Annotated in this window: 16 protein-coding genes; all 16 read left to right on the forward strand. The window is 66.8% G+C overall.

All coding sequences use genetic code 11. The annotated features are described in order from the left end of the window. Positions 1–49: 49 nt before the first annotated feature. The 16 genes from urtC (at position 50) to R2601_RS01945 (ending at position 16936) form a co-directional block, all read left to right on the forward strand. Complete coding sequence (urtC, locus tag R2601_RS01870) at positions 50–1288, forward strand: urea ABC transporter permease subunit UrtC (RefSeq protein ID WP_007792655.1); 1239 nt, start codon at positions 50–52, stop codon at positions 1286–1288. Then, positions 1285–2025, forward strand: coding sequence for an urea ABC transporter ATP-binding protein UrtD (gene urtD, locus R2601_RS01875; RefSeq protein ID WP_007792659.1), 741 nt, complete (start codon positions 1285–1287; stop codon positions 2023–2025). Before urtC ends, urtD begins: the two co-directional genes overlap by 4 nt. A gap of 12 nt (positions 2026–2037) precedes the next feature. After that, positions 2038–2733: an urea ABC transporter ATP-binding subunit UrtE gene (urtE, locus tag R2601_RS01880; RefSeq protein WP_007792661.1), complete on the forward strand. Its 696-nt coding sequence runs from the start codon at positions 2038–2040 to the stop codon at positions 2731–2733. 253 nt (positions 2734–2986) lie between these two features. After that, the gene (locus R2601_RS01885; RefSeq protein ID WP_007792663.1) at positions 2987–4339 is read left to right on the forward strand and encodes an ABC transporter substrate-binding protein; all 1353 of its coding nucleotides are present in this window, start codon (positions 2987–2989) and stop codon (positions 4337–4339) included. Between the two features lie 66 nt (positions 4340–4405). Next, positions 4406–5647: a carbohydrate ABC transporter permease gene (locus R2601_RS01890; RefSeq protein WP_007792667.1), complete on the forward strand. Its 1242-nt coding sequence runs from the start codon at positions 4406–4408 to the stop codon at positions 5645–5647. Positions 5648–5753: 106 nt separating this feature from the next. Beyond that, positions 5754–6977 (forward strand): carbohydrate ABC transporter permease, encoded by a 1224-nt coding sequence (locus tag R2601_RS01895; RefSeq protein WP_007792669.1) that lies wholly within the window; start codon positions 5754–5756, stop codon positions 6975–6977. Further along, positions 6974–8206 carry an MGH1-like glycoside hydrolase domain-containing protein gene (locus R2601_RS01900; protein WP_040544277.1) on the forward strand — a complete coding sequence of 411 codons (1233 nt, stop codon included), beginning with the start codon at positions 6974–6976 and terminating at the stop codon, positions 8204–8206. The genes R2601_RS01895 and R2601_RS01900 overlap by 4 nt, the downstream gene beginning before the upstream one ends. A gap of 11 nt (positions 8207–8217) precedes the next feature. Then, positions 8218–9243, forward strand: a complete 1026-nt coding sequence (locus R2601_RS01905) for an ABC transporter ATP-binding protein (RefSeq protein ID WP_007792675.1) — start codon at positions 8218–8220, stop codon at positions 9241–9243. A gap of 133 nt (positions 9244–9376) precedes the next feature. Continuing rightward, the gene (crcB, locus tag R2601_RS01910) at positions 9377–9754 is read left to right on the forward strand and encodes a fluoride efflux transporter CrcB (protein ID WP_007792678.1); all 378 of its coding nucleotides are present in this window, start codon (positions 9377–9379) and stop codon (positions 9752–9754) included. Further along, on the forward strand, positions 9751–10803 hold the full coding sequence (locus R2601_RS01915; RefSeq protein ID WP_007792682.1) for an RluA family pseudouridine synthase: 1053 nt from the start codon (positions 9751–9753) through the stop codon (positions 10801–10803). Before crcB ends, R2601_RS01915 begins: the two co-directional genes overlap by 4 nt. Before the next feature lie 2 nt (positions 10804–10805). Continuing rightward, positions 10806–11483: an HAD-IA family hydrolase gene (locus tag R2601_RS01920; protein WP_007792685.1), complete on the forward strand. Its 678-nt coding sequence runs from the start codon at positions 10806–10808 to the stop codon at positions 11481–11483. Next, on the forward strand, positions 11480–12193 hold the full coding sequence (locus R2601_RS01925) for an ATP12 family chaperone protein (protein ID WP_007792688.1): 714 nt from the start codon (positions 11480–11482) through the stop codon (positions 12191–12193). The genes R2601_RS01920 and R2601_RS01925 overlap by 4 nt, the downstream gene beginning before the upstream one ends. A 200-nt stretch (positions 12194–12393) precedes the next feature. Then, positions 12394–13413: an amino acid ABC transporter substrate-binding protein gene (locus R2601_RS01930; RefSeq protein WP_007792692.1), complete on the forward strand. Its 1020-nt coding sequence runs from the start codon at positions 12394–12396 to the stop codon at positions 13411–13413. Between the two features lie 171 nt (positions 13414–13584). Then, positions 13585–14817, forward strand: a complete 1233-nt coding sequence (locus R2601_RS01935; RefSeq protein ID WP_007792696.1) for an amino acid ABC transporter permease — start codon at positions 13585–13587, stop codon at positions 14815–14817. A gap of 1 nt (position 14818) precedes the next feature. Next, a complete protein-coding gene (locus tag R2601_RS01940) occupies positions 14819–16135 on the forward strand; it encodes an amino acid ABC transporter permease (protein WP_007792699.1) in 1317 nt (438 codons plus the stop codon). Between the two features lie 12 nt (positions 16136–16147). Continuing rightward, the gene (locus R2601_RS01945) at positions 16148–16936 is read left to right on the forward strand and encodes an amino acid ABC transporter ATP-binding protein (protein ID WP_040544279.1); all 789 of its coding nucleotides are present in this window, start codon (positions 16148–16150) and stop codon (positions 16934–16936) included. The last annotated feature ends 116 nt before the right edge of the window (positions 16937–17052 follow it).

A 17052-nucleotide genomic window follows, 5' to 3' on the forward strand; every position in this document is an offset into this window, starting at 1 on the left:
GCGCGCGAGGGGGCAGCGCCCCCTCCCTGACCAGCGAAAGGGCCCTCGCATGACCCGTACCTTCCTGACACAGAACCGCTCGGTGTTCTGGTTCCTGCTGGCGCTGGGGATCTTCGCCCTGATCGTCACGGTGCTCTCGGAGGCTGCCGGCAACGGCATGATCTCCACCAGCTTCGTCAAGACGCTGGGCAAGACGCTCTGCCTGATGCTGGTCGCCGTGGCGATGGACGTGGTCTGGGGCTACACCGGCATCCTCAGCCTCGGCCACATGGCGTTTTTCGGGCTTGGCGGCTACATGATCGGCATGTGGCTGATGTATGCCCGCACCGAGATCATCGTCACCGAGAGCCTGCTCGCCGCCGCCCTCCCGCCGACCCCGCAGGAGATCCACGACTCCATCGGCACGCAGATCTTTGGCGTGGTGGGCAGCTCGCAGTTTCCCGCAATCTGGATCTTCGCCCACAGCTTCTGGCTGCAGATCGCCATGGTCGTGCTGGTGCCGGGGCTTCTGGCGCTGGTCTTCGGATGGCTCGCCTTCCGCAGCCGGGTCACCGGCGTCTACCTGTCGATCCTGACCCAGGCGATGACGCTGGCGCTGTCGCTCTACCTCTTCCAGAATGAGAGCGGGCTGCGCGGCAACAACGGCCTGTCGGGGCTGCAGAACCTGCCCGGTCTCGACGATGTGCCGCAGTCCACGCTGTCGATCGCCTTCTTCTGGGCCTCGGCGGCGGCGCTGGGTCTGGGCTACGTGCTCTTTGCCTGGGTCACCTCGGGCAAGTTTGGCTCGGTGATCCGCGGCATCCGCGACAACGAGAGCCGGGTGCGCTTCCTCGGCTACCATGTCGAGGGCTACAAGCTCTTCGTCTTCACCCTGACCGGCATCGTCGCGGGCATCGCCGGCGCGCTCTACTACCCCCAGGCCGGCATCATCAACCCCAACGAGATCGCCCCCATCGCCTCGATCTACCTCGCGGTCTGGGTCGCCATCGGCGGGCGCGGCAGGCTCTATGGCGCCGCGCTTGGCGCAGCCCTCGTGTCGCTGCTGTCGAGCTGGTTCACCTCCGGCGCGGTGCCGTCGGTGCCGCTGGGGTTCTACACCATCCAGTGGACCGACTGGTGGCTGGTGCTGCTCGGCGTGAGCTTCGTCGCGGTCACGCTGCTGGCCCCCAAGGGCATCGGCGGGCTCTTCGACCTGATCTCCACGCGCCACACCATCCCTGAGCGTGTGGGCGACTTCGGACCCGACAAGGGCGCGCGCCGCACCGTCGAGGGGGAGGAAGAGAAATGAAGACGCTTCTCGAAATGTCCGGCGTGTCGGTCAGCTTTGACGGCTTCAAGGCGATCAACAACCTGAGCTTCCGCATCGGGGAGCCCGAGCTGCGCGCCATCATCGGCCCCAACGGCGCCGGCAAGACCACCTTCATGGACATCATCACCGGCAAGACCCGGCCCGACGAGGGCACGGTGATCTATGGCGAGAAGTCGATCTCGCTGCTGAAGATGTCGGAAAGCCAGATCGCCATGGCCGGCGTCGGGCGCAAGTTCCAGAAGCCCACTGTGTTCGAAGCGCAGAGCGTGCGCGAGAACCTCGCCATGGCGCTGAAGAACAAGCGCGGGCCGTTCGATGTCCTGCTCTATCGCAAGACGAAGCGCGGCGCCGAGCGCATCGAGGAACTGGCCGAGATCATCGGCCTGACCGACAGCCTGCCCCGCATCGCGGGCGAGCTGAGCCACGGCCAGAAGCAATGGCTCGAGATCGGCATGCTGCTGGCGCAGGACCCGCGCCTGCTGCTGGTGGACGAGCCCGCCGCCGGCATGACCCCGGCCGAGCGCGAGCACACCACCGACCTGCTCAAGCGCGCCGCCGAGAAGCACGCCGTCGTCGTCGTCGAGCACGACATGGAGTTCATCCGCCGGCTCGACTGCCGGGTGACGGTGCTGTGCGAGGGCTCGGTGCTGGCCGAGGGCTCGCTCGATCACGTGACCTCGAACCCCGAGGTCATCGAAGTCTATCTCGGTCGCTGAGAGGAGAACGCCATGCTGAGCGTCGAGAACCTGACCCTGAAATACGGGCAAAGCCAGATCCTGCACGGGATCTCCCTCACCGCCGCGCCGGGCGAGGTCACCGCGGTGACCGGGACCAACGGCGTGGGCAAGACCTCGCTGCTGAAGGCCATCGCCGGGCGGCACCCCTATGCAGGCGGCGCCATCACGCTGGATGGCAAGCCGCTGGAGCACCTCAACGCCTATCAGGCAGCGCGCGCGGGCATCGCCTACGTCCCGCAGGGGCGCGAGGTCTTCCCGCTCATGACCGTGCAGGAGAACCTCGAGACCGGCTTCGCCTGCCTGCCGAAATCGGACCATGGCGTGCCTGCACATATCTTCGAGCTATTCCCGATCCTGAAGGACTTCCTGCACCGCCGCGGCGGCGACCTGTCGGGCGGGCAGCAGCAGCAGCTTGCCATCGCGCGGGCGCTGATCTCGCGGCCGCGCGTGCTGTTGCTGGACGAGCCGACCGAGGGCATCCAGCCCAACATCATCCAGCAGATCGGCCGGGTGATCGCGCAGCTGCGCGACCAGGGCGACATGGCGATCATCCTCGTGGAGCAATACTTCGACTTCATGTGGGGGCTGGCCGACAGTTTCGTCGCGGTGACCCGCGGAGAAGTGGCACTCTCCGGTAGAGCGGGCGAGATCGACCGCGAGGCGCTGCTGGCCAAGGTCTCGATCTGACGGTTTATCGCTAACTTGCTGCGACGCGGCGGATTTTTCCCTTGCCCAAATCGCTTTGAAGGACAACTCTCCTGCACGGGAGAGTTGTTTGCATGCGGTTATCGGCAAACAGGAACAGAGGCGGCCTGACGCCCGCGCGTGACGGCGTGGCGCGATTCCGCACCCCCACCCGGATCTCGAACATCCGCTGCTGCCCGCCGGGCAGCGCGCCCGTCGATTTGACGACTTACGTGACGATTTACAGGAGGACCCCATGACATCCATGCGCAAACCGCTGCTCGGCAGCGTCGCGATGGCCCTGGCGCTGAGCGCCGGCGCCGCCGGGGCGGAGACCATCCGCTTCTGGACCACCGAGGAGCAGCCCGAGCGGCTCGCGCGGCAGGAAAGCATGGCGCAGGAATTCGGCGAGGCCTCGGGCCACACCGTCGAGGTGATCCCGGTCACCGAGAGCGAGCTTGGCACCCGCGCCACCGCGGCCTATGCCGCGGGCGACCTGCCAGACGTGATCTACCATCCGCTGGCACTGGCCCTGCCCTGGGCCGAGGCAGGCATCCTCGATCCCGACGCCGCGACCGACGTGATCGACGCGCTCGGCCCCGACACCTTCGCCTCGGGCGCGCTCGAGATGGCGCGATTCGACGAGGGCAGCTGGGCCTCGGTGCCCGCAGACGGCTGGACCCAGATGATCGTCTACCGCGCCGACCTGTTCGAGGAGGCCGGGCTCGAGCCGCCGACCTCCTATGCCGCGGTCGAGACCGCGCTGGAGGCGCTGCACAATCCGCCCGAGATGTACGGCTTCGTCGCCGCCACCAAGGTGGACGAATCCTTCATGAGCCAGGTGCTCGAGCATGTCTTCCTTGCCAATGGTGTCTCGCCGGTGGGGCCGGACGGCTTCACCCCGCTCGACGAGACCGCGACCACCGAGGTTCTGGAATTCTACAAGGCCATCGCCGAGGCCTCGCCTCCGGGTGATCTCTACTGGGACCAGTCGCGCACGCTCTACTTCTCGGGCAACGCGGCGATGATCATCTGGTCGCCCTTCATCCTCGACGAGCTGGCCGGCCTGCGCGACAGCGCGCCGCCCACCATCACCGACGATCCGACCTCGTCCGAGCTCGCCTCGAAGACCGGCATCGTGACCAACTTCGCCGGCCCGTCGAACCCCGATGGCGCGGCGTGGGCGTCGATCAACATGTTCGGCATCACCGGCGACGCGCAGACCGACGCCGCCATCGAGTTCGTGACCTACTCGATGGGCGAAGGCTATGTCGACACGCTCTCGATCGCGCCCGAGGGCAAGTTCCCGATCCGCCGCGGCGACGGTGATGACGCCGAGGCCTTCGTCAACGCCTGGTCCGAGCTGCCGGTGGGCGTCGACCGCAAGGCGCCGCTGAGCGATCTCTACCCGCAGGAGATGATCGACGAGATCGTCGCCGGTCTCGACGTGGCCCAGCGCTGGGGCGCCGATGACGGACAGCTGGCGCTGGCCTCGAAGATGATCAGCAGCCAGGCGCTGAACCGCGTGGTGCGCGAGTATATCGACGGCGAGATCGACGCGAGCACGGCGGTCGAGCAACTCAACAGCGAGCTTGGTGCGATCCAGTAACCCAGGCCCCTGCCCGTCCCGGCGTCGCGTCGGGACGGGCTTCGTATCCGCAAGACGAGGGCGAAGATGACCGACGCCACCCCTCCCACCGGCACCGGCCCGCTGGCGAAGCGCGAGGCGCGGCTGGCCTGGGGCCTGCTGTTCCCGACGCTTGCAGCGGTGTCGCTGGTGGTGATCCTGCCGCTGCTGGCAGTATTCTGGATCAGCTTCAAACCGGTGACGCTGGCCGACCTGCGCCCGCCGACGCCCATCGTGCGCGAAGACATCCGCGGCGATCTAGAGGCACCGGGCGACGCGGCCACGCTGCGCTATCGGCTGCGCAACTCCTCGCAGGATCAGCCGATCCGGGGCGTCACGCTGAGCGATGCCTGGCCCGATGGGCTGGAGGCGGGCGAGCTCGATCCCGCCTGCGCCATCGCCGACGGACGGCTGGGCTGCGATTTCGGCGACTGGGAAGGCGGCCAGCGGGTGACGCTGCAGATCCCCGTTACCGCCACCGAGACCTATCTCGCGGGCCCGCCGGCCACCGACAGCCCGCCTGCGATGACCGGCAGCGCCACCAACGTGCTGACCAGCTTCGACTTTACCGCCGAGAACTTCGTCCGCGTCTTCGACGGCGACGAGTTCTGGTCCGTGCTGGGGGTGACGCTGTTCTACACCATCTTCGGCACGCTGGGCGCGCTGATCATGGGGCTCTTCGCCGCCATGCTGCTCAACAAGTCCTTCAAGGGACAGGGCATCCTGCGCGGGCTTTACCTGTTTCCCTATGTCGCCCCGGTGATCGCCGTGGCGTTCGCCTGGATCCTGCTCTTCGACCCGTTCTCGGGCTCGGCCAATGCGCTGCTCCTGCAGATGGGCGTGACCTCTCAGGCGATCAACTTCTTCGGTGAGCGCCCTCTGGCGCTGATCATGGTGACCCTGTTCGAGATCTGGCGCTATTTCCCGCTCAGTTTCCTGTTCATTCTCGCCAGGATGCAGTCGATCGACCACGACATGTACGAGGCCGCCGACATGGACGGCGCCTCGCCGTTCCAGAAGTTCTGGTACCTGTCGCTGCCGCAGCTTCTGGGCATCCTGTCGGTGCTGTTCCTGCTGCGCTTCATCTGGACCTTCAACAAGTTCGACGACATCTTCCTGCTCACCGGCGGCAACGCGGGCACGCGGGTGCTGACGGTGAACGTCTACGAGCAGGCCTTCGCGCTTTCGAATATCGGCGCCGGTGCGGCGGTGGCGGTGGTGATCTTCTGCTGCCTGCTGCTGTTCTCGGTGTTCTTCTTCCGGGTGATGAGCCGGGAGGAAGGGTTGTGAGCGTGGCGCGTGTGGCAGGGGTGTGGAGGGGCGCTGCCCCTCTGCCGCCCGGGGGGCGGCATTCACCCCGAGGTATTTTTGAACCAGAGAAGATCGGGGGTGTGGCATGAGACTGCTGCGGCATGGGCTCCTGACCGGGCCGATCCTTGGGGCGCTGTGGTCGCTCGTGGTGGCGACGACAGTGGCGGTGGCCATGAGCCTGTTCACCGGCGACGCCTTCCGCCCGACGCTCTGGGGCGGGCTGCTGGCCGGCGTGGCGCTGGGGCTGGGCTGCCTGCGGTTCGGCGGGCGGCAGCGGCTGGTGGTGCCGCTGGCGGTGGCGTTGGGTCTGCTCGCGCTGAGCGCGGTGGCGGGGATCGGTGCGCTTGAGATCGGCGAGGGCAGTGCGCCGCTGGCAGCCTGGACCGGGCGGGTGGCCACGCTGGGCTTCACCGGGCTGGGGCTGTGGCTGATCCTCGAGGAGCTGCGCCCCGGCACCATCACCCGGCACGAGTTCGAGGAGGCGGTGATCCGCTTCCTGACCGGCTTCGGCTACATCTTCTTCACCGCGATCGTGCTGATCCCGTTCTACGTCATGGTGATGACCAGCCTGAAGAACCAGGCCGAGCTGATGGCCAACCCGCTCGACTTCACCATCGACCTGAGCCAGGGGGCCGAACTCTTCCGCAGCTATTCCGAGCTGATGACCGAGTACAGCTTCGGCCGCTACCTGTGGACCAGCTTCTACGTCTCGGTGCTCACCGTGCTGATCACCCTGGCCTTTGCCATCCCCGGCGCCTACGCGGTGGCGCGGCTGCGCTTCAGGGGACAGGCGCTGTTCTCGCGCTCGATCCTGCTGATCTACATGGTGCCGATGATCGTGCTGGCGCTGCCGATCTACATCGCGTTTTCCATGACCGGGCTGCGCAACACCATCTTCGGCATCGTGCTGATCTACCCGGTGACCACCATCCCCGTGGCGCTCTACATGCTGCAGGGCTATTTCCGCGGCCTGCCCGCCGAGATCGAGGAGGCCGGGCTGATGGACGGGCTGAGCCGGCTCAAGGTGATCTGGCAGATCACCCTGCCGCTGTCGCTGCCGGCACTGGCGAGCGTGTCGCTCTACGTCTTCATGATCGCGTGGAACGAGTTCCTGCTCGCCTTCATGCTGCTCGACGATCCGTCGAAATACACCCTGACCCGCGGCATCGCCTCGCTGAACTCCTCCGAGGTGCCGCGCCAGCACCTGATGGCGGGCTCGGTGATCGCCACGGTGCCGATCATGGTGCTGTTCCTCGGACTCGAGCGCTTCATGACCAAGGGCCTCACCGCGGGGTCGGTGAAAGGATGACGATGCTGGACGATCAGGCCCGCGCCATCCTGCGCGGCAACGACCGGGGCGGCTATACCGTGCCCACCGACATGCTCTACCCCTTCCAATGGAACTGGGACAGCGCATTCGCGGCATGGGGATTTTCCACCTTCGACAGCGACCGCGCCTGGCGCGAGTTCGAGACGCTTCTCGCCGCGCAATGGGCGGACGGCATGGTGCCGCACATGGTGTTTCACGACGCGGCGCCGGGCTATTTCCCCGGCCCCGATGTCTGGGGCGCGGGCGGCGACGTGCCGACCTCGGGCATCAGCCAGCCCCCCGTCGCGGCCACGCTGATGCGCATGGTCTGGGAAGCCGACCCGGAGGCCGGCACCGAGCGGCTGCGCGCGCTCTACCCGAGGCTCTTGGCGTGGCACCGCTGGTGGATGCAGACCCGCTGCGCCAGCGGCGCGGTGGCGGTGTGCCACCCGTGGGAGTCGGGGCGCGACAACTGCCCGGACTGGGACGTGGGCCTCGCCAATGTCGACGGCTCCGGCGCCGGCGATTACGCCCGCCGCGACGCGGCACAGGTCGACGGAGAGCAGCGCCCGACCAAGCTCGAATACGACCGCTACCTCGCGCTCGTCCGCTTCGGCAGGGAGTGCGGCTGGGACCAGCAGACCATCGTCGAGCGCTGCCCCTTCCTGATGGCCGACCCCGGCATCACCTTCCTCCTGATCCGCGCCCATGACGACCTCGCAGCCCTCGGCCGGGCGTTGGGTGAGGATGTCTCCGAGATCGCGGGCTGGGCGGCAGAGCTGCGCGCGGGCGTGCAGACGCTGTGGAACCCGGAGCTGCAGAGCTTTGATGCGCGCGACCTGCGCAGCGGCGCATGGGCCGGGGTGGTCGGCTCGGGCGCGCTGCTGTGCTGGCTGGCCCGCTGCGAGAGGCCCGAGATGGAGGCGCATCTCGCCCGCATGTGGGACGCGGTGACCTACGGCCTGCCCTCGTCGGACCCGGAGGCGCCAAGCTTCGAGCGCAAGCGCTACTGGCGCGGGCCGGTCTGGCCGCAGATGAACGCGCTGATCGGGCTCGGGCTCCTGAGCGCCGGGCGCGACTGGGACGAAGCGCGGCTGCGCGAGGAGACCGCCGCGCTGATCGAGAGCGCGGGCTTCCGCGAGTATTTCGACCCGCTGGATGCCGCCCCGTGCGGCGGCGACAACTTCACCTGGACCGCCGCGGTGTGGCTGGCCTGGGCCGGACGGTAAGGACGACAGACATGGCAAGCATCGAGCTGAAAAGCGTCGAGAAATGGTACGGCGAGGCGCAGGTCATCAAGGGCGTGGACCTTGCCATCGAGGAGGGCGAATTCGTCATCTTCGTCGGCCCCTCGGGCTGCGGCAAGTCCACGTTGCTGCGGATGATCGCCGGGCTGGAAGAGACCTCGCGCGGGCAGATCCTGATCGGCGGGCGCGACGCCACCGCCGAGCCCCCGGCCCGGCGCGGGCTCGCGATGGTGTTCCAGAGCTACGCGCTCTATCCGCACATGTCGGTGCGCGAGAACATGGGCTTCTCTCTCAAGGCCGCGGGCGTGGCGAAATCCGAGATGGACGCCAAGGTCGACGAGGCGGCGCGCGTGCTGAAGCTCGAGCCATTGCTCGACCGCCGGCCCAAGGACCTTTCGGGCGGCCAGCGCCAGAGGGTGGCGATCGGCCGCTCGATCGTGCGCGATCCCACCGCCTTCCTGTTCGATGAGCCGCTCTCGAACCTCGACGCCGCGCTGCGCGTCGAGATGCGCTACGAGATCGCCAAGCTGCACCAGACGCTGGACGCCACGATGATCTACGTCACCCATGATCAGGTCGAGGCGATGACCCTTGCCGACCGCATCGTGGTGCTGGAAGCCGGCCGCGTCAGCCAGGTCGGCACCCCGCGCGAGCTCTATGAGAAGCCCGGCAACCTCTTCGTGGCGCAGTTCATCGGCTCGCCCAAGATGAACGTCTTCCCCGCCGCCACGCCCGGGCTGACGCTCGACGCTCCGCTGCCCGCGCAGGCCGAACATTTCGGCATCCGCCCCGAGCACATCACGCTCGCCGAGCCGGGCAGCGGCCAGATCGACGGCACCGTCGACGTGATGGAATATCTCGGCGCCGACACCTACGTGATCGTCGATTGCGGCCCTGCCGGCAAGCTGACCGTCCGCAGCCACGGCGACACCGGGCTCAAACCCGGCCAGTCCTGCGGCCTGATCTTCGAGCCCGGTCAGACCCATCTCTTCGACGCTCAGGGTCTGGCGCTGCGCTGACGCAAGCGCCCCGCCCCGCCCTTCTCTGGTTACCAAATACCTCGGGGGAGACCGCGCGCTCCGCGCGGGCGGGGGCAGCGCCCCCACCCGGCCCGACCTTGACAAGCGGGCCGCCGCAGGACACATCGCGCCCATGTTCTACACGCTTATACAGGTCGCCGCGGGCGGCGCACTGGGTGCCAGCGGGCGCTATCTCACCGGCGTCGGCATGACCGCGCTGATGGGACGCAGCTACCCGTGGGGCACGCTGACGGTGAACGTCGTCGGCTCCTTCCTGATGGGCGTGCTGGTGGTCACACTGGCCAACCTCTCGGCCACCCGCTTCGCTCCCTTCCTCGCCATCGGGGTGCTCGGCGGCTTCACCACCTTTTCGAGCTTCTCGCTCGATGCCGTCACCTTGTATGAACGCGGTGAGGTGGCGCTGGCCGCCGGCTATGTCGCCGCCTCGCTGATCCTGTCCATCGCCGCGCTTTTCGCCGGCCTGTTCCTCACCCGGAGTGTCTTCGCATGAGCCGTGTCCAGACCATCACCGTGGGCCCCGGCGACGGCGACCAGCGCCTCGACCGCTGGCTCAAGCGCCAATTCCCGCATCTCCAGCAGGGCCGCATCGAAAAGATGTGCCGCAAGGGCGAGCTGCGGGTCGACGGTGGCCGCTGCAAGGCCGCGACCCGGCTCGAGGTCGGCCAGCAGGTGCGCGTCCCGCCCCTGCCCGAGCCCGGCGAGACCCCGGCACCGGCGGCCAAGCCCAAGGCCACGGTCAGCGATGCCGACGCCAAGATGATCCGCGACGCGGTGATCTACCGCGACGACCACATCATCGCGCTCAACAAGCCCCCGGGCCTGCCGGTGCAGGGCGGCAGCAAGCAGGAGCGCCATGTCGACGGCCTCGCCGAGGCGCTGCGCTTCGACTACGACGAGAAGCCCCGGCTGGTGCATCGGCTCGACAAGGACACCTCAGGCGTGCTGCTGCTGGCCCGCACCCGCGAGATCGCGCAGGCGCTCACCGGTGCGATCCGGCACAAGCAGACCCGCAAGATCTACTGGGCCGTGGTCGCCGGCGTGCCGACGCCCTATCTCGGTGAGATCCGCTTCGGCCTCGTGAAGGCGCCGGGCCACGGCAAGTCCGGCGAGGGCGAGAAGATGATCTGCGTGCACCCGCGCGAGATGGACCGCACCCCCGGCGCGAAGCGTGCCCATACGCTCTATGCCACGCTCTACCGCGTGGCAGGCCGCGCCTCGTGGGTGGCGCTTGAGCCGATCACCGGCCGCACCCACCAGCTGCGCGCCCACATGGCCGAGATCGGCCACCCGATCATCGGCGACGGCAAGTATGGAGGCTCCGGGCAGGAGAACCTCGGCGATGGCTGGGGCGCCCAGCTTGGCGGGGTGATCTCGAAGAAGCTGCACCTGCACGCACGCTCGATGACCTTCCTGCACCCGGTGACCAAGAAGCCGGTCACCGTGACCGCCTCGCTGCCCGCGCATATGGCCAACACATGGGAGACGCTCGGCTGGGCAGAGGACATCGCCGCCGACGACCCCTTCGCGGAGCTGCACTGAGCATGTCGCTGCGCCTCGTGATCTTCGATGTCGACGGCACTCTGGTCGACAGCCAGGCCGATATCCTCGCCTCGATGCAGGCCGCCTTCGGCGCCACCGGCCTCGCCGTTCCGGCGCGCGAGGAGATCCTCGCCATCGTCGGCCTCTCGCTGCCGCAGGCGATGGCCAGGCTCGCCCCCAAGGCGGACAAGACCGCCCGCGCGGAAATGGTCGAGGCCTACAAGGCCGCCTATCTCGCCCTGCGCGCCGAGAAGGGCACGCCCGATAGCTCCCCGCTCTACCCGCATGTGCGCAAGGTGCTCGACCAGCTTCACGCCGAGCCCGACACGTTGCTTGGGATCGCCACCGGCAAGTCCCGCCGCGGGCTCGACAAGCTGGTCGATGGACACGATATGCGCCCGCTCTTCGTCACCCAGCAATGCGCCGACGACCACCCGTCCAAGCCGCACCCCTCGATGATCGAGGCGGCGCTCTCGGAGACCGGGGTCGAGCCGCATCGCGCCGTGATGATCGGCGACACCAGCTACGACATGGACATGGCCCGTTCCGCCGGCATCCTCGCGATCGGCGTGACCTGGGGCTACCACGACGCCGAGCGGCTGCGCGACGCGCATCTCGTCATCGACGACATCCGCCTGCTGCCCGGCCTTCTGACACAGATCTGGGAGCAGACCGCATGAGCGAATGGGCACCCCGCCGGTTCTACGAGACCGCAACCGCCACGCAAGTCGAGGGTGGCCACGGCATCGCGCTGGACGGCCGCCGGGTGATGACGCCGGGCAAATCGCCTCTGGTGGTGCCGACCCGCGGGCTGGCCGAGGCCATCGCCGAGGAATGGCAGGCGCAGGGCGAGAAGATCGACCCCAACACCATGCCCTTCACACGCACCGCGAACAGCGCCATCGAGAAGGTTACGCCGCAGCGCGCAGCGGTGGCCGATATGCTGGCCGATTACGGCGACAGCGATCTGCTGTGCTACCGCGCCGACCAGCCCGACGAGCTGGTGCAGCGCCAGTCCGAACGCTGGGACCCGCTGCTCGACTGGGCTGCCGCGCGCTTCGGCGCCCGGCTCGAGCCCCGCGCCGGGGTGATCCACGCGCCTCAGGATCCCGACGCCCTGGCAGCGCTGGCCCGCCAGGCGCATGCGCTCGATGCCTTCGAGCTGGCAGCGTTCCACGACCTCGTGTCGCTCACCGGCTCGCTGGTGCTGGGCCTTGCGGCCACCGATCCGGACCACGATCCCGAGGCGCTCTGGGCGCTGTCGCGGCTCGACGAGAGCTGGCAGGAAGAGCTCTGGGGCGTTGACGAAGAGGCAAGCGACGTCGCGGAACGAAAGCGCGCCGCCTTTCTGCACGCGCATAGGTTTTATCGCCTCTGCAGCGCTGATTAATCCCGCCGCGCCATCGGATTGACTGCTCAATTAGGCGGCACGTAATGGTGATTTGTCAGGCGGAACGGCTTGACCTCTCAGAAGGAATCCTCCCAAACTCGCGAGCACCAATGGGGGGGAGCACCCATCCTAGGTTATCACGGTCCACGAAGGGCCAATGAACCGGCCCGACAGGGGCTGGAAAACAGGAAGAGGTTAACATGAAGAACACCGTAATCCTTGGCGCGCTGACCGTTGCCGGTCTCGCCGCAGGCGCCGCAAGCGCCGCGACGCTCGACGACGTCAAGGCACGTGGCAATCTGAACTGCGGCGTGTCCACCGGCCTGACCGGCTTCTCGGCCCCCGACGCCAACGGCGTCTGGCAGGGCTTCGACGTCGCCGTCTGCCGTGCCGTTGCAGCCGCCGTCCTCGGCGATCCGATGGCTGTCGAGTTCGTCTCCACCACCGGTCAGACCCGCTTCACCGCGCTGGCCTCGGGCGAGATCGACATGCTGGCCCGCAACACCACCTGGACCTTCTCGCGGGACAACGACCTGAAGTTCGAATTCGTCGGCGTGAACTACTACGACGGCCAGGGCTTCATGATCCCGAAGGAGCTGGGCGTGTCCTCGGCCAAGGAGCTTGATGGCGCCACCGTCTGCATCCAGACCGGCACCACCACCGAGCTCAACCTCGCGGACTTCTTCCGCGTCAACAACATCAACTACGAGCCGGTGCCGATCGAGACCAACGCCGAGGCGCAGCAGCAGTACCTTGCCGGTGCCTGCGACGTCTACACAACCGACGCCTCCGGCCTCGCGGCGACCCGTGCCTCCTTCGAGACCCCGGGCGATCACGTGATCCTGCCGGAAATCATCTCGAAAGAGCCGCTCGGCCCGCTGGTCCGCCACGGCGACAATGAGTGGGGCGACATCGCCCGCTGGACCCTCAACGCGCTGATCGCCGCCGAAGAATACGGCGTCACCTCGGCGAACATCGAGGAACTGTCCTCGGCCCCGACCGACAACCCGGAAATCAACCGTCTGCTCGGCACCGAAGGTGAGCTTGGCGCGATGATCGGCCTCGAAGCCGACTGGGCCAAGAAAGCCATCATGGCCAACGGCAACTACGGCGAGATCTTCGAGAAGACCATCGGCGAGAACACCCCGATCGGCCTGTCGCGCGGCCTGAACGCGCAGTGGACCGAAGGCGGCCTGATGTACAGCCCGCCGTTCCGCTGATCGGACGGAAAACACTGGGGCGCGGGGAGACATTCCCGCGCCCTTCCTAACTGACGACAAACAAATCAGACTATCGGTCGAAACGACCAAACTGAGTTCCCGGAGAGGGGCCGGATGCCGGACAAACCGGCGCGACGCCTTGGAAAGAACGGGAACCACCGGGGAGACGACATGACGACGATGACAGACCCGCCGGGGCAGGGCTTCCGGCTGTCGCAGCTTATTTACGACACACGCTACCGCTCGCTCACGATCCAGGTCGTGGCGATGATCGTGCTGATGCTCCTGTTCTCTTGGCTGGTGTCGAACACCATCCACAACCTGCAGACGCTCGGCAAGGATTTCGACTTCGGCTTCCTGACCCAGCCCTCGGGCTACGACATCAACCAGCGCCTGATCGAGTATGACAGCCAGTCCACGCATGGACGGGCGGCCATCGTCGGCATCCTCAACACGTTGCTCGTCGCCGTTCTGGGCTGCGCGCTGGCCACCGTGCTGGGCGTCATCGCCGGCGTGCTGCGCCTGTCCAACAACTGGCTCGTCTCGCGCCTGATGGCGGTCTATGTCGAGGGCTTCCGCAACGTGCCGCTGCTGCTCTGGATCGTGCTGATCTTCGCGCTGATGACCGAAAGCACCCCGGCGCCGCGCGCCTTCCGCGGCGACACGCCAGACGCCTCGATGCTGTTCGACGCCGTGGCGATCACCAACCGCGGCGTCTATGTCCCCGCGATCCATTTCGCCTCGCCCTTCTTCACCAACGGGGCGCTCAACTGGCTTGTCGTTCTGGTGGTGCTTGGCGCCTCGATCTTCGCCATCCAGCGACTGCGCCACTGGGCCACCGCGAAGCAGGAAGCCACCGGCGACCGGCCGACAACCTGGTATCTCATCCTCGGCATCCTGATCCTGCCCACCGGCCTGCTGATGCTGCTGATGGGCGCCTTTCTCGACATGCCCTCGCTGCAGGGCTTCAACTTCGGCGGCGGCATCCACCTGCGCAACTCGCTGATCGCGCTGTGGCTGGCGCTCTCGCTCTATACCGGTGCCTTCATCGCCGAGATCGTCCGCGGCGGCATCCTCGCGGTCAACAAGGGCCAGACCGAGGCCGCCTATGCGCTCGGCATTCGCCCCAGCACCACGATGAACCTCGTGATCCTGCCGCAGGCGCTCCGCGTCATCATCCCGCCGCTGATCTCGCAGTTCCTAAACCTCACCAAGAACAGCTCCCTGGCCATCGCCGTGGGCTACATGGACGTCCGCTCCACCCTCGGCGGCATCACCATCAACCAGACCGGACGTGAGCTCGAGGGCATGCTGCTGCTCGGGTTGTTCTACCTCGTGCTCAGCCTGCTGATCTCGGGCGTGATGAACGTCTACAACGCCTCCGTGAAGCTGAAGGAGCGCTGAGATGAGCGATACACACGCACAGACCGTCGCCTTTGTCCGCGACACCATGGTCGAGGAGCAGGAGCCGCCGCTGTCGCAGTCCGGCGCCTACAAGTGGATCCACGAGAACATGTTCTCGACCCCGCTCAACGTCATCCTGACGGTGGTGTCGCTGTTCGTGATCTGGACCGTGCTTAGCCACCTCCTGCCTTGGGCGGTGATGGGCATCTGGGATGCCGACAGCCTCGCCCAGTGCCGCGAGATCCGAGACGAGATCTACGGCGCCGATGCCTCCGTCGCCTGCTGGGCGGTGATCTCGGAGCGCTGGAACCAGCTGCTCTTCGGATTCTACCCGCCCGAACTCTACTGGCGCCCGGTTCTGGCCTTCGTGCTGTTCCTTGCCGCCATCGCACCGGTGCTCTTCGCCTCGGTGCCGCGCAAGGCACTGTGGTTCTCGGCCGCCGCCCCCTTCGTGCTCTACTGGCTGCTCTGGGGCGGCTCGCTCTGGGGCCCCATCGCCGTGGCAGCGGGCTTTGCCCTCGGTGCCGTGGTCATGCGCTTTGCGGCCCCTGCCCTCGGCGCGCTCGCGGCCGTCCTGCTGGCGATCTTCGTCCCCCTGCTCTACTGGTTCACCCTCAGCGGCCCGCTCGCGGGCGCGCTCAACGCGGTGATCCCGCTCGAGCTCGTCAACGTGCGCTCCAACGACATGGGCGGCTTCATGCTGGCGATGATCATCGGCGTCTCGGGCATCGCCCTGTCGCTGCCCCTGGGCATCGTGCTGGCGCTGGGACGGCAATCGGACCTGTTCATCATCAACAAGTGCTCGGTGATCTTCATCGAGGTGATCCGTGGCGTGCCGCTGATCGTGTGGTTGTTCACCGCTTCGCTGCTGCTGAACTACTTCCTGCCGCCGGGCACCAATTTCGACCTGATGCTGCGGGTCATCATCATGGTGACGCTGTTCTCCTCGGCCTATATCGCCGAGGTGGTCCGCGGCGGTCTCGCCGCGCTTCCCAAGGGCCAGTACGAGGCGGCGGATGCGCTTGGCCTAGACTACTGGAAGTCGATGCGGCTGATCATCCTGCCGCAGGCGCTGAAGATCTCGATCCCCGGGATCGTGAACACCTTCATCGGCCTGTTCAAGGACACCACGCTGGTGGTCTTCATCGGCCTGCTGGACCCGATCGGCCTGTCGAACGCGATCCGCGCCAGCACCGACTGGAACGGCATCTACTGGGAACTCTTCGTCTTCATCGGGCTGTGCTTCTTCATCTTCTGCTTCAGCATGGGCCGCTATTCCCTCTTCCTCGAGAAAAAGCTCCGTCGTGAGCACCGCTAAGGAGACCTGATCATGCAACAACAGGCGACCGAGACCGTCGACCGCAGCCAGATGACCGTCTCCGACGAGGTGGCGATCCAGATCACCAAGATGAACAAGTGGTACGGCAACTTCCACGTACTGCGCGACATCGACCTCACGGTGCATCGCGGCGAGCGCATCGTCATCGCCGGGCCTTCGGGCTCGGGCAAGTCGACGATGATCCGCTGCATCAACCGACTGGAAGAGCATCAGGCGGGCAAGATCGTGGTCGACGGCACCGAGCTCGGCTCGGATCTGAAGAACATCGACAAGATCCGCTCGGAAGTGGGCATGGTGTTCCAGCACTTCAACCTGTTCCCGCACCTGACCATCCTCGAGAACTGCACCCTCGCTCCGATCTGGGTCCGCAAGGTCCCGAAGAAGGAGGCCGAGGCCACGGCGATGCACTTTCTCGAGAAGGTGAAGATCCCCGAGCAGGCGCACAAGTATCCCGGCCAGCTCTCGGGCGGTCAGCAGCAGCGCGTGGCGATCGCCCGCTCGCTGTGCATGAAGCCGCGGATCATGCTCTTCGATGAGCCCACCTCGGCCCTCGACCCGGAGATGATCAAGGAGGTGCTCGACACCATGGTGAGCCTTGCCGAAGAGGGCATGACCATGCTCTGCGTGACCCATGAGATGGGTTTCGCGCAGGCGGTGGCGAACCGGGTGATCTTCATGGATGCGGGCCAGATCGTCGAGCAGAACGAGCCCAAGGCGTTCTTCAACAACCCGCAGCACGAGCGCACCAAGCTGTTCCTCAGTCAGATCCTCGGCCACTGAGCCCCCTGCCCCACGGGCACGGACCTCAAAGAAAAAGCCCGTCCTTTCGGACGGGCTTTTTTTCATCCCCGGCGGGGGCCACGGGGCCAAGAATTTTAGCTAAAATTCTTGGGCTG

This window comes from Salipiger bermudensis HTCC2601 (assembly GCF_000153725.1).
Classification (GTDB): Bacteria; Pseudomonadota; Alphaproteobacteria; order Rhodobacterales; family Rhodobacteraceae; genus Salipiger; species Salipiger bermudensis.

Coding starts and splice junctions, on each gene's coding strand:
- R2601_RS01885 (WP_007792663.1), top strand. CDS start 2,987: ATGACATCCATGCGCAAACCGCTGCTCGGCAGCGTCGCGATGGCCCTG.
- R2601_RS01945 (WP_040544279.1), top strand. CDS start 16,148: ATGCAACAACAGGCGACCGAGACCGTCGACCGCAGCCAGATGACCGTC.
- R2601_RS01915 (WP_007792682.1), top strand. CDS start 9,751: ATGAGCCGTGTCCAGACCATCACCGTGGGCCCCGGCGACGGCGACCAG.
- urtD (WP_007792659.1), top strand. CDS start 1,285: ATGAAGACGCTTCTCGAAATGTCCGGCGTGTCGGTCAGCTTTGACGGC.
- R2601_RS01890 (WP_007792667.1), top strand. CDS start 4,406: ATGACCGACGCCACCCCTCCCACCGGCACCGGCCCGCTGGCGAAGCGC.
- R2601_RS01930 (WP_007792692.1), top strand. CDS start 12,394: ATGAAGAACACCGTAATCCTTGGCGCGCTGACCGTTGCCGGTCTCGCC.
- urtC (WP_007792655.1), top strand. CDS start 50: ATGACCCGTACCTTCCTGACACAGAACCGCTCGGTGTTCTGGTTCCTG.
- R2601_RS01925 (WP_007792688.1), top strand. CDS start 11,480: ATGAGCGAATGGGCACCCCGCCGGTTCTACGAGACCGCAACCGCCACG.
- crcB (WP_007792678.1), top strand. CDS start 9,377: ATGTTCTACACGCTTATACAGGTCGCCGCGGGCGGCGCACTGGGTGCC.
- urtE (WP_007792661.1), top strand. CDS start 2,038: ATGCTGAGCGTCGAGAACCTGACCCTGAAATACGGGCAAAGCCAGATC.
- R2601_RS01895 (WP_007792669.1), top strand. CDS start 5,754: ATGAGACTGCTGCGGCATGGGCTCCTGACCGGGCCGATCCTTGGGGCG.
- R2601_RS01920 (WP_007792685.1), top strand. CDS start 10,806: ATGTCGCTGCGCCTCGTGATCTTCGATGTCGACGGCACTCTGGTCGAC.
- R2601_RS01905 (WP_007792675.1), top strand. CDS start 8,218: ATGGCAAGCATCGAGCTGAAAAGCGTCGAGAAATGGTACGGCGAGGCG.
- R2601_RS01940 (WP_007792699.1), top strand. CDS start 14,819: ATGAGCGATACACACGCACAGACCGTCGCCTTTGTCCGCGACACCATG.
- R2601_RS01900 (WP_040544277.1), top strand. CDS start 6,974: ATGACGATGCTGGACGATCAGGCCCGCGCCATCCTGCGCGGCAACGAC.
- R2601_RS01935 (WP_007792696.1), top strand. CDS start 13,585: ATGACGACGATGACAGACCCGCCGGGGCAGGGCTTCCGGCTGTCGCAG.